At 75.0% G+C, this 13,934-nt stretch carries 13 protein-coding genes; 7 read left to right on the plus strand and 6 right to left on the minus strand.

The features are described from left to right. Nucleotides 1–57: 57 nt before the first annotated feature. A complete protein-coding gene (locus tag ACQ9ZG_RS06895) occupies nt 58–789 on the minus strand; it encodes a VIT1/CCC1 transporter family protein (RefSeq protein WP_028415665.1) in 732 nt (243 codons plus the stop codon). Between the two features lie 301 nt (nt 790–1,090). Here ACQ9ZG_RS06895 and ACQ9ZG_RS06900 point away from each other — a divergent pair, with 301 nt between their 5' ends. The 7 genes from ACQ9ZG_RS06900 to ACQ9ZG_RS06930 all read left to right on the plus strand — a co-directional run bounded on the left by ACQ9ZG_RS06900 (nt 1,091) and on the right by ACQ9ZG_RS06930 (nt 9,228). Continuing rightward, nucleotides 1,091–2,188 (plus strand): ADP-ribosylglycohydrolase family protein, encoded by a 1,098-nt coding sequence (locus tag ACQ9ZG_RS06900; RefSeq protein WP_499280116.1) that lies wholly within the window; start codon nt 1,091–1,093, stop codon nt 2,186–2,188. Next, nucleotides 2,185–3,738, plus strand: a complete 1,554-nt coding sequence (locus ACQ9ZG_RS06905) for an ADP-ribosylglycohydrolase family protein (protein WP_499280117.1) — start codon at nt 2,185–2,187, stop codon at nt 3,736–3,738. Before ACQ9ZG_RS06900 ends, ACQ9ZG_RS06905 begins: the two co-directional genes overlap by 4 nt. Beyond that, nucleotides 3,665–4,858, plus strand: coding sequence for an ADP-ribosylglycohydrolase family protein (locus tag ACQ9ZG_RS06910; RefSeq protein ID WP_499280119.1), 1,194 nt, complete (start codon nt 3,665–3,667; stop codon nt 4,856–4,858). The genes ACQ9ZG_RS06905 and ACQ9ZG_RS06910 overlap by 74 nt, the downstream gene beginning before the upstream one ends. A 101-nt stretch (nt 4,859–4,959) precedes the next feature. Beyond that, nucleotides 4,960–6,306, plus strand: coding sequence for an ADP-ribosylglycohydrolase family protein (locus ACQ9ZG_RS06915; protein WP_499281579.1), 1,347 nt, complete (start codon nt 4,960–4,962; stop codon nt 6,304–6,306). Continuing rightward, nucleotides 6,303–7,193: a ribokinase gene (rbsK, locus tag ACQ9ZG_RS06920; RefSeq protein WP_109916316.1), complete on the plus strand. Its 891-nt coding sequence runs from the start codon at nt 6,303–6,305 to the stop codon at nt 7,191–7,193. Before ACQ9ZG_RS06915 ends, rbsK begins: the two co-directional genes overlap by 4 nt. Continuing rightward, the gene (locus ACQ9ZG_RS06925) at nt 7,190–8,389 is read left to right on the plus strand and encodes a CaiB/BaiF CoA transferase family protein (RefSeq protein ID WP_028415660.1); all 1,200 of its coding nucleotides are present in this window, start codon (nt 7,190–7,192) and stop codon (nt 8,387–8,389) included. Before rbsK ends, ACQ9ZG_RS06925 begins: the two co-directional genes overlap by 4 nt. Then, nucleotides 8,386–9,228: an HpcH/HpaI aldolase/citrate lyase family protein gene (locus tag ACQ9ZG_RS06930; RefSeq protein ID WP_109916315.1), complete on the plus strand. Its 843-nt coding sequence runs from the start codon at nt 8,386–8,388 to the stop codon at nt 9,226–9,228. Before ACQ9ZG_RS06925 ends, ACQ9ZG_RS06930 begins: the two co-directional genes overlap by 4 nt. 64 nt (nt 9,229–9,292) lie before the next feature. On the opposite strand, the gene lgt is transcribed toward ACQ9ZG_RS06930, so the two are convergent. From lgt to trpM, 5 genes are all read right to left on the minus strand, one after another. Then, complete coding sequence (gene lgt / locus ACQ9ZG_RS06935) at nt 9,293–10,285, minus strand: prolipoprotein diacylglyceryl transferase (protein WP_109916314.1); 993 nt, start codon at nt 10,283–10,285, stop codon at nt 9,293–9,295. Between the two features lie 213 nt (nt 10,286–10,498). After that, nucleotides 10,499–11,326 (minus strand): DsbA family protein, encoded by an 828-nt coding sequence (locus ACQ9ZG_RS06940; protein WP_018486581.1) that lies wholly within the window; start codon nt 11,324–11,326, stop codon nt 10,499–10,501. A gap of 153 nt (nt 11,327–11,479) precedes the next feature. Then, nucleotides 11,480–12,292 carry a tryptophan synthase subunit alpha gene (gene trpA, locus ACQ9ZG_RS06945; RefSeq protein ID WP_109914173.1) on the minus strand — a complete coding sequence of 271 codons (813 nt, stop codon included), beginning with the start codon at nt 12,290–12,292 and terminating at the stop codon, nt 11,480–11,482. After that, entirely contained in the window at nt 12,289–13,575 is a 1,287-nt protein-coding gene (trpB, locus tag ACQ9ZG_RS06950; RefSeq protein WP_499280121.1) for a tryptophan synthase subunit beta, read from the minus strand. The genes trpA and trpB overlap by 4 nt, the downstream gene beginning before the upstream one ends. Nucleotides 13,576–13,715: 140 nt before the next feature. Continuing rightward, a complete protein-coding gene (trpM, locus tag ACQ9ZG_RS06955; RefSeq protein ID WP_026237256.1) occupies nt 13,716–13,928 on the minus strand; it encodes a tryptophan biosynthesis modulator TrpM in 213 nt (70 codons plus the stop codon). Nucleotides 13,929–13,934: the final 6 nt, after the last annotated feature.

Genomic DNA, 13,934 nt, shown 5'->3' on the forward strand with positions numbered 1-13,934 from the left:
GCGGTGGTGTTACGCCGGTCCATCCCGGCCCCTCGCCTCCGGGCGCCCCCCAGCGCGTCACCCGACCGCCACCCCGAAGAGGGTGCCGAGTCCGTACGTCAGTGCCGCGGCCGCGCCACCGAGGGCGAGCTGCCGCAGCCCGCTGAACCACCAGGTGCGGGCCGTCACCCGGGCCACGACCGCGCCGCAGCCGAAGAGGCCGAGCAGGGCGAGGAGCACCGAGGGCCACAGGGCGCTCGCCCCGAGGAGGTAGGGCAGGACGGGCAGCAGGGCGCCGACGGCGAAGGCGCCGAAGGAGGAGACGGCGGCCACCAGCGGGGAGGGCAGGTCGTTGGGGTCGATGCCCAGCTCCTCGCGGGCGTGGATCTCCAGCGCCTGCTCCGGGTCGCGCGAGAGCTGCCGGGCCACCTCGCCGGCCAGCGGGGCGTCCACGCCCCGGGCCTCGTAGAGCGCGGCCAGCTCGGCCATCTCGTCCTTGGGGTGCTTGCGCAGCTCCCGGCGCTCGACGGCCAGCTCCGCCTCGACCAGATCGCGCTGCGAGGCCACGGAGGTGTACTCACCGGCCGCCATGGAGAAGGCCCCGGCCGCCAGACCGGCCAGGCCGGTGATGACGATGGTCTGCTGGGAGGCCGCACCGCCCGCGACACCGGTCATCAGGGCGAGGTTGGAGACCAGACCATCCATGGCACCGAAGACGGCGGGGCGCAGCCAGCCGCCGTTCACATCCCGGTGGGTGTGGTTGTCCCGGTGCGCCTCGTGCAGGACGGCGTCGGTCTCGATGATGGCCACTGCCCGTTTCTCCCTATGCGATACAACTTTCGACAAAGTCCAAAGTACGCCTGCCGTGCGGTCTTCGCCAGGAAGGCAAGGCTGCCCTGTCACCCCTCTGACCTGCGAAGAAAGGCCAGCCTCCCCTTCCCTCCGCCCATCCCCTCCGCTCATCCGAACGGTCCCTTTCGGCTGCTGTCCGGCCGTCGACGGCCCTCCGCGTGGGAGGGATGCGGGAAAGCACGCATCAGGGATGCGGAGACGGCGGACAGGGCCCGGCTCGGGGGGCCCGGACCCCGCCGGAGGGACGGAGGGCGACGCGATGGACATGGCCGTCGGCAAGGACCGGGCCAGGGGTGCGCTGCTGGGCCTGGCGGTCGGGGACGCGCTCGGCGCCGCGGCGGAGAACCTGCGCCCCTCGGAGATCCGCCACCGCTGGGGGCGGATCGAAGGGTTCGTGAGCGAGGACCCGGCGGGCACCGACGACACGGAGTACGCGATCTTCTCCGGGTTGCTGCTGGCCCGGCACGGCTCCGCGCTCACCGTCTCCCACGTGGAGCGGGCCTGGCACCACTGGATCGCGGACCTGGACGAGGGCCCGTTCCGGGGTGCCGGGTTCAGTGAGCGCGGCACCCTGGAGAACCTGCGCCGGGGCCTCGCCGCGCCGATCTCCGCCCAGCACCGGCACGCCTGGAGCGACGGGCTGGCGATGCGGGCCGCGCCCTTCGGGGTGTTCGCGGCCGGGCGGCCCGCCGAGGCGGCCCGGCTGGTCGCGGTGGACGGGCGGGTGAGCCACGAGGGCGAGGGGATCTACGGGGGCCAGGCGGTGGCGGCCGGGGTGGCGGCGGCGATGGTGGGCGCGGGCCTCGCCTCGGTGATCGCGGCCGCGCTCTCGGTGGTCCCGATGGACTCCTGGACCGCCCGCTCGCTGCGCCGGGCGGTGGCGGCGGCCCAGCGCCCGTATCCGGACCGGCTGGCGATGGAGCGGGCGGTGCGGTCGGCGGTGGTGATCGGCGGCTATCCGTGGACGGACCTGGCGCCGGAGGCGGTGGGCCTGGCGTTCGGGGCGTTCACGGCGGCCCGGGGCGACTTCCGTACGGCGGTGCTGACGGCCGTGAACATGGGGCGCGACGCGGACACGACGGCGGCGGTGGCGGGGGCGCTGGCCGGGGCGCTGCACGGGGTGGACGCGATCCCGCCGGAGTGGGCGGTGGCGATCGGCCCGGTGCGCGGGAGCTGCCTGCCCTCGATGCGGGGGTACCACGTGCTGGACATCGCGGACCTGCTGACACCGGAGGGCCCGGAGGGGACGGCGACGGGGGCCGTCCAGGGGCGGGGTGGCGGTCGTGAGCCTTCGGCCGTACGGGAGATGGCCTCGGTGGCCGCGTCCTTCCGGCCCGTACGGGAGGAGGGGCGATGACGACCGCACACGCGACGGCCGGAGGCGGGGCGGGCACGGGAGCCGCGACCCCCGCAGGCCCACACCACACAGCCCCCGGAGGCAGGACCGGCACAGCAGCCGCACCACACGACACAGCCCCCGCAGGCAGGACAGGCACGAAAGCCGCGACCCCCGCCAGCCCACACCACACGACCGCCGGAGGCAGGACCGGCACAGCAGCCGCACCACACGACACAGCCCCCGCAGGCGGGGCGGGCACGGGAGCCGCGACCCCCGCCGGCCCGCACGACACGGCCGCCGGAGGCGGGACCGGCACGGACGCGACCCGCGCGACGGCCGGAGGCGGGGAGGCCGGCTCCTCCCGGCGTGCCCAGATCGAGGGGCTGCTGCTCGGGCTCGCGGCCGGGGACGCCGCCGGGTGGCCCGCCGCGCGGCACCGGGCGGCGCGGATGCCCGAGTGGACCCGGCGGCTCACCCGGGAGCTGGACACCTTCGCCGAGCAGAACGCCACCACCACCCTCCCCGTGCCCATCGCCCTCAACCAGCCGCCCGAGCCCCTGCGGCTCGGCCCGTCCGACGACGCCGAGTGGGCCGCGTTCGCCGGGCGTACGGTGCTGGCGGCGGCGGCCGACGAGGCGTACGGGCTCTCCCCCGGCCGCCGGACGCGGGACGCGGTTGACCGGGCCTGGAACGCGCTGGCCGCCACGGTCGCCGCCGCGAGCGCCCGGGCCCCCGAGGTGGAGGCGGCGGTGCTCCCGCTGCGGGCCCGGATCTCGGTACGGGCCGGGCTCGGCAACCTGGCCGCCGGGCTGCGGCCGCCCGCCACCGGCCACGACAACCCGCACTACTTCGACGACGCCGCCTGCGTCCGGGCCGCCGTGCTCGCCGTGGTCCACCCGGGCGACCCGGAGGAGGCGGCGGCGCTCGCCGAGTTCGACGCCCGCTACACCCAGGACGGCGACGGGGTGCACGGGGCGCGGGCCATGGCCGCCGCCGTCGCCGTGGCGCTGGCCGGGGCGGACGTCGACACGGTGGTGAACGCGGCCCTGGCGCAGCTCCCCGACGCCACCGAGATCGCCCGCAACGCCACCCACGCGGTCCGCCTCGCCCGGGAGTTCGCGGACGAGCCGGCCGGGGCGTTCGCCCTGGTCCCGGTCCTGGAGCACCAGATCGTGGACCACGTCTACAGCTACGGGATCGCGGCCGCCGAGACCGTACCCGTCGCCCTCGCGCTCACCACCGCAGCCCGGGGCGAGATCACCCAGGCCCTCCCGGCCGCCGCCTGCCTCTCCCGGGTCGCGGACTCCGCGCCCGCCCTGGCCGGGGCGCTGACCGGGGCGATCGGCTCGATCACCGCCGTACCGGCCGGGTGGCGCGAGGCGTGCCGGACGCTCGCGGGGTGTGCGCTGCCCCGGCTGGCGGGCCTGGACCTGCTGGAACTCGCCGGGCTGCTGGCAGCCGCGGAACCGGCCGCCCCGGGTGGACAATTCCGGCATGACGCCCACAACGGCCACGGAACCCGCCGCCTCGACCCCGCAGACCTCCCCCGCCACGCCCGGACTCGATGACCGCGTCACCCGCGCCCTGGTCGGCGCCGCCGTCGGCGACGCCCTCGGCGGCCCGGTCGAGGGCTGGACCCCCGAGCAGATCGCCGAGCGCCACGGCGGCCGGGTGACCGGGATCGTCGGCCCCTGGCACGGCGAGGACTGGCGCACCGCTCGCCCCATCGCCCCGTACCACAAGGGCGACGGGCACGTCACCGACGACACCCTCATGACCCACGCCCTGATCCGGGTCTACGACCGGGTCCGCGACCATCTCGACGCGTACGCCGTCGCGGACCACCTCGTCCCGGACCTCCTCTCGCCCCGCTGGATCCCCGAGCTGGAGGCCGAGGCGCTGCCGCTCCAGCGGATCTTCCTGGCCGAGAAGTGGCTCGTGGCCCGGCTGCACTACGGGCACGTCGACCCGCGCGAGGCCGGTGCGGGCAACATCGTCAACTGCGGGGCCGCGATGTACATGGCCCCGGTCGGCCTGGTCAACGCGGGCCACCCGGCGGCCGCGTACGCCGAGGCGCTGGAGATCGCCGCGCCCCACCAGTCCTCGTACGGGCGGGAGGCCGCCGGGGTCTTCGCGGCCGCCGTCGCTGCCGCCTGCCGGCCGGGCGCCACCCCGGACGCGGTGGTCGACGCGGCCCTCGCGCTCGCGAAGGACGGCACCCGGTCCGCGATCGAGGCCGTCTGCGAGGCCGCCGCGCACCACGACGACGCCGAGTCCGCGCTCGCCCCGCTGCGGGCGGCGGTGGAGCCCTTCGACACCGTCGGCCCCGACTACCGCTCCCCCTCCCTCGGCGCCCGCCGCCCCTCCCGGCTGCACGCCATCGAGGAACTGCCCATCGCCCTGGGGATGTTGCTGGTCGGGGGCGGCGACTACCGGCGTACGGTGCTCGGTTCGGTCAACTACGGCCGCGACAGCGACTCCATCGCCACGATGAGCGGCGCCATCGCGGGCGCGCTCGGCGGCGAGGTCCCGGCGGACTGGGCGGAGACCGTGGCGGCGGCCAGCAGGCTGGACCTGGAGGCCCCGGCCCGGACCCTGGCACAGGTGGCCCGGGAGGTCTTCGCCCAGGACCTGGAGCGCCGCCGGGCCCACGAGGAGGCGTTCACCGCCCTGGCCGGTGCGTGGTGAGCACCGACGCGCCCCCGGCCCGGCCCGACGGCCCGCACGCCTCCCGGCCCCCGGCCCGGGACGGCGATCCGTACGCCGGCCGGCCCGTCCGCCTCACCTGGGTGCAGCCCGAGGACCTGGTCGGGCACGAGCTGCGGCAGGCCGCGCTGGACGGGCGGGACGCCCGGGAGATCGAGGCGCGGTGGTACGCGGCCGGGGGCGCCCCCGCACCGGCCCGTGCGGGCGCCTCCGAGCCACCGGCACCGCCGCACCTGCGGGCACTCGCGGGCGAGCTGCTGGACGAACTCGCCGCGCTGGACTCGCCGTCGGCGGCGGACGAGCCGACCGACCTGGCGGACATCGTGGCCGCCTGCCCGCAGTGGCCGGGGCCGCCGGGGGCCGCTCCCCCGATCACCCACGCCCGCCTGCACACCGCCTGGCTCGGCCGGGCGGCGGGATGTCTGCTCGGCAAGCCGGTCGAGAAGCTGCCCCTCGACGGTGTCCGCGCCCTCGCCCGGGCCACCGGAAACTGGCCCCTGGCCACCTGGTTCACCGAACACGGCGTGCCCGCCGCCCTGTTGGCCGCGTACCCCTGGAACCGCCGCTCGGCCCCCACCTCGCTCGCCGAGAACATCGACGGCATGCCGGAGGACGACGACCTCAACCACCCGCTCCTCACCCTGCTGCTGCTCCAGCGGCACGGACGCGCCTTCACCACCGCCGACCTGGCCCGGCTCTGGCTGGACGAACTCCCGGCCGGCCGCACCTTCACCGCCGAGCGGATCGCGTACGGCCACCTCCTCGCGGGCGTCGAGCCCCCGGAGACCGCCCGCCGCCGCAACCCGTTCCGGGAGTGGATCGGCGCCCAGATCCGGGCCGACGCACACGGCTGGACCCACCCCGGCGACCCGGCCGGGGCCGCCGCCCAGGCCCACCGGGACGCCGTCCTCACCCACACCGGCAACGGGGTGTACGGCGCGATGTTCACCGCGGCGGCCCTGGCCGTCGCAGCGGGCGGCGGGAGCGATGTGCACGGTTGCCTGGCCGCCGGACTGCGGGTGGTGCCGCCGAGGTCGCGGTACGCCCGCGCGATCCGGTCCGGCATCGAAAGCGCCCGTACGGAAAGGGAGTTCGACGCGGTCGTGGACCGGCTGCACGCCGCGTACGACGCCACCCACCACTGGGTGCACGTGCTGCCCAACGCCGCCCTGCTCGCCGCCGCCCTCACCCACGCCGACGGCGACTTCACCCGGTCCGTCGGCAACGCGGTCTCCGGCGGCTGGGACACCGACTCCAACGGGGCCACCGCGGGCTCCCTCGCCGGACTCCTCGCGGGCACCCCGGACGCCCTGCCCCACCACTGGACCGCGCCGCTGAAGAACCGCCTCGCCACCTCCGTACCCGGCTTCCACCAAACCGGGTTCGACACCCTCGCCGCACTGACCCTCCAGGAGGCTCTGCGCCCATGACCCGCATCGCCGTGCTCGGCAGCACCAACATGGACCTCGTCGCCTACACCGCCCGCGCCCCGGGGCTCGGGGAGACCGTCACCGGGCGGGAGTTCCGGACGGTCCCCGGCGGCAAGGGCGCCAACCAGGCCGTCGCCGCCGCCCGCGCGGGCGGGGAGGTGGCGATGATCGGCGCGGTCGGCGACGACCCGTACGGCACCCTGCTCCGCGACGGCCTCGAACACGCGGGGGTCGACACGGACCTGCTGCACACCGCCGAGGGCCCCAGCGGCACCGCGCACATCGTCGTGGACGACAGCGGGGCCAACGCGATCGTGGTGGTCCCGGGCGCCAACGGCCTCGTCACCGCGCTCGGCCCCGGCGAGATCGCGGCCATCGCCTCCGCCGAACTGCTGCTGATGCAGCTCGAACTCCCGCTCTCCGCCGTGGTGGAGGGCGCCCGCGCCGCCCGCTCGCAGGGCGTGCGGACCATCCTCACCCCCTCCCCCGTACAACCGCTGCCCGAGGAACTCCTCGACCACATCGACCTGTTGGTCCCCAACGAGCACGAGGCCGCCGAACTCTCCGGACAGGCCGAACCGCACGCGGCGGCGCAGATCCTGCTGCGCCAGGTGCCCGAGGTGATCATCACGCTCGGTGCGAAGGGGTCCCTGTACGCGGCCCGGGGCGGCGAGCCGGTGCTGTTCGCCGCCCCCGAGGTGAGCGCCGTCGACACGACCGGGGCCGGGGACACGTTCGTCGGGGCGCTGGCGGTGGCGCTCGGGGAGGGGCGGCCGGTGGCGAAGGCGCTGGCGTTCGCCTCCTCGGCCGCCGCGCTCTGCGTGCAGAAGCCGGGCGCGTCCACCTCCATGCCGTACCGCAGCGAGATCGAGGCCGATGCCGTATGAGTACGACAGCAGCGGGACCCCTGACCGGGCTCAAGGTCATCGACCTCGCCACCCTCTTCGCCGGACCGCTCGCCGCCACCATGCTCGGGGACTTCGGCGCCGATGTGATCAAGGTCGAACACCCCCGGAGACCGGACCCGTCGCGCGGGCACGGGCCCGCCAAGGACGGCGTCGGCCTGTGGTGGAAGCTGCTGGGCCGCAACAAGCGCACCCTGACGCTCGACCTCTCCGCCCCCGGCGGCCGGGACGTGCTGCTCCAACTCGCCGCCGGGACCGACGTCATCGTCGAGAACTTCCGGCCGGGGACCCTGGAGCGCTGGGGCCTCGGCCCCGAGGAACTGCACGCGGTCAACCCGCGGCTGGTGCTGGCCCGGGTCACCGGCTTCGGCCAGTTCGGGCCGTACGCGCACCGGCCCGGGTTCGGCACGCTGGCCGAGGCGATGAGCGGGTTCGCGGCGATCACCGGGGAGCCGGACGGGCCGCCGACGCTGCCGCCGTTCGGGCTGGCGGACTCCATCGCGGCGCTGGCGACGGCGTACGCGGTGATGGCCGCGCTCGCCGGGCGGGAGAAGACGGGCGAGGGGCAGGTGGTGGACCTGGCGATCATCGAGCCGATCCTGACCGTGCTGGGCCCGCAGCCGCTCTGGTACGACCAGCTCGGCTATGTCCAGCCGCGCACCGGCAACCGCTCCCGCAACAACGCCCCGCGCAACACCTACCGCACCGCCGACGGCCACTGGGTCGCGGTCTCCACCTCCGCCCAGTCGGTGGCCGAGCGGGTGATGCGGCTGGTCGGCCGCCCGGAGCTGACCGAGGAGCCGTGGTTCGCCTCGGGCACGACCCGGGCCGAGCACTCCGAGGAGCTGGACGGGGCCGTCGGCCACTGGATCTCCCGCCACAGCCGGGAGGAGGTGCTCAACGGCTTCGAGAAGGCGGAGGCGGCCGTGGCGCCGATCCACGACGTACGGGAGGTGATGGAGGACCCTCAGTACCGGGCGCTGGGCACTCTCGCGGAGGTCGACGACCCGGAGCTGGGCCCGCTGCGGATGCAGAACGTCCTCTTCCGGCTCTCGCGGACCCCCGGCGGAATCCGGTGGGCGGGCCGCCCGCACGGCGCGGACACCGACGAGATCCTGGCCGGGCTCGGCCTCTCGGAGACCCGCATCGCCGCGCTGCGCGACCAGGGGGCGCTGTGACCGCCCCGCAGGCCCGGGAGGCGGCTCCGACCGCTCCCCCGCTGACCTGGCTGTACGTCCCCGGGGACCGGCCGGAGACGGTGGCCAAGGCCCTCGGGTGCGGGGCGGACGTGGTGATCGTCGACCTGGAGGACGCCGTCGCCCCCGATCGAAAGGCGTACGCGCGCGCCGCCACCGCCGAACTCCTCGCGGACCCGGCGACCGCCTCCCCCGACGCCGTACCGGTCCATGTCCGGGTGCACGGCGAGGAGGACGTCCGGGCGCTGGCCGGGCTGCCGGGGCTCTCCGGTCTCCGGCTGCCCAAGATCACGCACGCGGTCTCCGTGCACCATGTGGCGGCGGTGGCCCCCGGCGTACCGCTCTATCCGCTGCTGGAGTCGGCGCTCGCCGTGGAGCACGCGTACTCGATCGCCACGGCCCACCACGACGTACGGGGCATCGCGCTGGGCGAGGCGGACCTCCGTGCCGATCTCGGCGTACGGGAGGACTCCGGGCTCGACTTCGCACGGAGCCGGCTGGTGGTGGCGGCCCGCGCGGCCGCGCTGCCGCCGCCCGCGCAGTCGGTCTTCCCCGACGTGCGGGACCTGGACGGGCTCTGGACGTCCTGCGTACGGGGGCGGGGGCTCGGGCTGCTGGGGCGGGCGGCGATCCATCCGCGCCAGCTGGAGGTGATCGGGCGGGCGTTCCGGCCGACGGCCCGGGAGGTCGAGGAGGCGGAGGAGATCATCGCGGCGTCGACGGTGGACGCGGGGGCGCTGGCGCTGCCGGACGGGCGGTTCGTGGACGCGGCGGTGGTGGCGTCGGCCCGCCGCACACTGGCGATCGCCGGGCGGGCCTGAGATTTCTCGGGCCCGCCCGGCGATCGGGGGCGGTGCGGGGTGCGCCGGGCGGCGGCGCGGGAGGTCAGCTCTTGTCGGCGGCCTCGGGGGCGGAGTCCTTCTTCTTCAGCGGATCGCTGTCGTCGGCGCCGGCCTCCGGCGTGTCCTTCGCCGACGGGTCGCCGTCCGTGGCGTCGGCCTCGGGCGCGTCCGCGGCGTCGGCGTCGGACTTCTTCTCGTCGGCCTTCCCGGCCGCCGCGTCGTCCTTCTCCTGCTCGACGATCTCCTCGCGGCCCGGGCGGAGCCTGGCGGAGATCACGATGTAGGCGACGGCGAGGGCGAAGACGATGATCGCGGTCCACACGTTCAGGCGCAGGCCCAGGACGTGGTGGGCCTCGTCGACCCGCATGTACTCGATCCAGGCGCGACCGGCGCAGTAGGCCGCGACGTACAGCGCGAACGCCCGTCCGTGGCCGAGCTTGAAGCGGCGGTCGGCCCAGATGACGAGGAGCGCGACGCCGATGCACCACAGCGACTCGTAGAGGAACGTCGGGTGGTACGTCCCGGCGACCCGGTTCGGGCCCTCGCTGATCTCCAGTGCCCAGGGCAGGTCGGTCGGCCGGCCGTACAGCTCCTGGTTGAACCAGTTGCCCCAGCGGCCGATGGCCTGGGCGACGGCGATGCCGGGGGCCAGCGCGTCGGCCCAGGCGGGGAGCGGGATGCCCCGGCGGCGGCAGCCGATCCAGGCGCCGACCGCGCCGAGCGCGATGGCACCCCAGATGCCGAGGCCGCCTTCCCAGATCTTGAAGGCGTCGACCCAGTTCTGGCCTTCGCTGAAGTAGAGCTGGTAGTCGGTGATCACGTGGTAGAGCCGGCCGCCGACGAGGCCGAAGGGCACCGCCCAGACGGCGATGTCGGCGACGGTGCCGGCTTTGCCGCCACGGGCGACCCAGCGCTTGTTGCCGATCCAGACGGCGACGAAGACACCGATGATGATGCAGAACGCGTAGCCGCGCAGCGGGATCGGGCCGAGCTCGATCACGCCGGTCGACGGGCTGGGAATGGAGGCAAGGTTCATGACGGGGTCGACGCTACCTTGCCGGGCGGTGGGTACGGCAAGCCACCCGGCAACGTCTGGGTAACGAGGACGCCCGTCGGGGCACCTCGCACCGGGGGTCCGGGCGGGCCCCCGGCGCGAGGTGCCCCGACGGCCCTCCCCTCCCCGGCGGCCCCCGGCGGCCCCGTCGGATCCCGCCGGGGGCCGGGCCCCGCGGCAGGCCCCGCGGCGTGCTCAGGAGGCGGGGGCGGCGGACGGGGTGGCGGTGCCGGGCTTCTTGCCCTTGTTGGCCTCCAGGACCCACTTCTTCAGGTTCTCCACGGAGATCTGCTCGTCGCCCTTCTTCGGGAAGATCGACTCGCCGTTGAGGAGCGCGGTCGGGGTGCCCTGGAAGCCGCCCTCGCGGAACGCGGTGTCGGACTTCTGGACCCAGCTGTCGTGGGTGCCCTCCTCCACACAGCTGCGGAACTCCGGCGTGTCGAGCCCCTTCACCTCACCGGCCAGCTCGATCAGCCGGCTGTTCTTGGCGAAGGCGTCGTCGGGCTCGGGGGGCTGGTTGCGGAAGAGGACGTCGTGGTACGGGGCGAACTTGCCGACGTCCTGGGCGCAGGCGGCGGCGTTGGCGGCGCGCAGCGAGCCCTTGCCGCCCAGGTTGCCGTCGATGATCGTGGCCAGGTGGTAGTCCACCTTGAGCTGGCCCGCCTCGACCAGCTCCGTGATGGTGTCCCGGAAGGCGTTCTCGAACTGGGCGCAGACCGGGCAGCGGAAGTCCTCCCAGATCGTGAGCGTGGACGGGGCGTCGGAGGCGCCGACCGGGAGCGTCAGGGAGGCCTCGCCGGTGGCTCCCGACGGGGTGATGGCGGGGCCGGACGCGGTGTCGTCGCCGTCCTTGCCGACATTGGCCGCGATGAGGCCGACCACGGCGGCCAGCGCCAGGACGCCGACCACGGCGGAGGAGACGATCAGCGTACGGCGGCGCTTCTCGCGGCCCTTGTCCCGCTCGCGCTGCTGGGCCAGGCGCTCACGCGCACTTCGGTTTCCCTCAGGAATCTTGTCGCTCACACCCGCAGCAACGAACCGGGGAGGCGCCTGCGCGCCTCCCCGGCCCGATTCCACCCGTTCAGGTGACGGTGGCGGTCAGGGCTTTCGAACGCCCTGGCCCGTCACCGCTTACGGACGCCCTGGCCCGTCACCGCCTGCGGACGCCCTGGCCCGTCACCGCCTGCGGACGCCCTGGGCCAGCTCGCCCGCAAGCGAGCGGACGGCGTCGAGACCGGCGGTCTCGTCGGGGGCGTCCAGCATGGCCTTGACGAAGGCGGAGCCGACGATCACGCCGTCGGCGAAGCCGGCGACCTCGGCGGCCTGCTCGGCGTTGGAGACCCCGAGGCCGACGCAGACCGGAAGGTCGGTGGTGGCGCGGGTGCGTCCCACCAGCTCCTGGGCCTGGGCGCCGATGGAGGCGCGGGTTCCGGTGACGCCCATCAGGGAGGCGGCGTAGACGAAGCCGCTGCCGGCCGCCGTGATGGTCGCGAGGCGGGCGTCCTGGCTGCTGGGGGCGACGACGAAGACGGTGGCGAGACCGTGCTTCTCGGCGTGCTCGCGCCACAGCGCGGACTCCTGGACCGGCAGGTCGGGCAGGATGCACCCGGCGCCGCCCGCCTCGGCCAGCTCGGCGGTGAAGCGCTCGACGCCGTACCGGTCGATGGGGTTCCAGTACGTCATGACCAGGATCGGGACGCCCGTGGCCTCGTACGCCTCGCGGACCGTCCGCATCACGTCCGCGATCCGGACCCCGCCGCGCAGGGCGATGTCGTCGGCGGTCTGGATGACCGGTCCGTCGAGGACCGGGTCGCTGTGCGGGAGGCCGATCTCGACGACGTCGGCGCCGCCCGCGATGACGGCCTTGACCGCCTCGATGCCGCCGTCGACGGTCGGGAATCCGGCCGGGAGGTAGGCGATCAGCGCGGCCCGGCCCTCCGCCTTCGCGGCGGCGAGGGTGGTGCTCAACAGCTCGATGTTGCCGCTCACTTGGCGTCCCCCTCGATCTCGGCGCGGTCGCTGTCCGCGTCCGCCTCGACGGCGGCGTCGGTGTCGTACAGCCCGAAGTAGCGGGCGGCGGTGTCCATGTCCTTGTCGCCCCGGCCGGACAGGTTGACCAGGATCAGCCCGTCCTTGCCCAGCTCCTTGCCGAGGTCCAGGGCTCCGGCGAGCGCGTGGGCGCTCTCGATGGCCGGGATGATCCCCTCGGTGCGGGACAGCAGGCGCAGGGCCTGCATGGCGGCGTCGTCGGTGACCGCGCGGTACTCGCCGCGCCCGATGTCCTTGAGGTAGGAGTGCTCCGGGCCGATGCCCGGGTAGTCGAGACCGGCGGAGATGGAGTACGGCTCGGTGATCTGGCCCTCGTCGTCCTGGAGGACGTAGGAGCGCGAACCGTGCAGGATGCCCGGCTCCCCGGCGGTCAGGGTGGCCGCGTGCTCGCCGGTCTCCACGCCGTGCCCGGCGGGCTCGCAGCCGACCAGGCGGACGCCGGCGTCCGGGATGAAGGCGTGGAAGAGGCCGATGGCGTTCGAGCCGCCGCCGACACAGGCGACCGCCGCGTCGGGGAGGCGGCCGGTGCGCTCCAGGAGCTGGCGGCGGGCCTCGACGCCGATGACGCGGTGGAAGTCGCGGACCATCGCGGGGAAGGGGTGCGGGCCCGCGACCGTGCCGAAGAGGTAGTGCGTGCGGTCCACGTTGGCGACCCAGTCGCGGAACGCCTCGTTGATGGCGTCCTTCAGGGTCCGCGAGCCGGACTTCACGGCGATGACCTCGGCGCCGAGCATCCGCATCCGTGCCACGTTGAGCGCCTGGCGCTCGGTGTCGATCTCGCCCATGTAGATGGTGCAGTCGAGGCCGAAGAGGGCGCAGGCGGTGGCGGTGGCGACGCCGTGCTGACCGGCCCCCGTCTCCGCGATCACCCGGGTCTTGCCCATGCGCTTGGTGAGCAGCGCCTGGCCCAGCACGTTGTTGATCTTGTGCGAGCCGGTGTGGTTCAGGTCCTCGCGCTTGAGGAAGACCCGGGCGCCGCCCGCGTGCTCCGCGAAGCGCGGGACCTCGGTGAGCGCGCTGGGGCGGCCGGTGTAATTGACCATCAGCTCGTTGAGCTGGGCGGCGAACTCCGGGTCGGACTTGGCCTTGTCGTACTCGACGGCGACCTCGTCCACGGCGGCGACGAGCGCCTCCGGGATGAACTTGCCGCCGTAGGCACCGAAGTAGCCCTCGGCGCTGGGGGTCAGACCCTCGGGGTCCGGAATGAAGAACTCGGACGTCATGCGACGTGCTCCTTGGCATGGCAACGGATGGGTTCACCGTATGCGCGGAGCAGCGAGCGCCGCCCGGACCGGGGTGCGGCCGGGGCGGTGCGGTCATCCGTACGGGGGTGGAGACCAAGCGGTACGTCGGCCGGGGCTCGCTACTGCGCGGACCCCGGGCGCCATCGCATCCCGTTGACCTGGCCGGGCTCGTCGCCGATGACGTACCGCACACGCCGTCCGTGCACGCGCCGGGCGGGGGCGCGGCAGCCTCGCGGCCTGCACCCGCGCGCCAGGGGGGCGTGCGGGTCCCGTGCCGGGGCCCCGGCCGGGGCGAGGCCCGGTCGGGTGCGGGGCACGGGACGGTCGGTCATGGTCGT

It is taken from the genome of Streptomyces araujoniae, from assembly GCF_050871195.1.
GTDB lineage: Bacteria > Actinomycetota > Actinomycetes > Streptomycetales > Streptomycetaceae > Streptomyces > Streptomyces bacillaris.

Coding starts and splice junctions, on each gene's coding strand:
- ACQ9ZG_RS06900 (WP_499280116.1), top strand. CDS start 1,091: ATGGACATGGCCGTCGGCAAGGACCGGGCCAGGGGTGCGCTGCTGGGC.
- ACQ9ZG_RS06925 (WP_028415660.1), top strand. CDS start 7,190: ATGAGTACGACAGCAGCGGGACCCCTGACCGGGCTCAAGGTCATCGAC.
- trpM (WP_026237256.1), bottom strand. CDS start 13,928: ATGACCGACCGTCCCGTGCCCCGCACCCGACCGGGCCTCGCCCCGGCC.
- trpB (WP_499280121.1), bottom strand. CDS start 13,575: ATGACGTCCGAGTTCTTCATTCCGGACCCCGAGGGTCTGACCCCCAGC.
- ACQ9ZG_RS06910 (WP_499280119.1), top strand. CDS start 3,665: ATGACGCCCACAACGGCCACGGAACCCGCCGCCTCGACCCCGCAGACC.
- ACQ9ZG_RS06905 (WP_499280117.1), top strand. CDS start 2,185: ATGACGACCGCACACGCGACGGCCGGAGGCGGGGCGGGCACGGGAGCC.
- lgt (WP_109916314.1), bottom strand. CDS start 10,285: ATGAACCTTGCCTCCATTCCCAGCCCGTCGACCGGCGTGATCGAGCTC.
- rbsK (WP_109916316.1), top strand. CDS start 6,303: ATGACCCGCATCGCCGTGCTCGGCAGCACCAACATGGACCTCGTCGCC.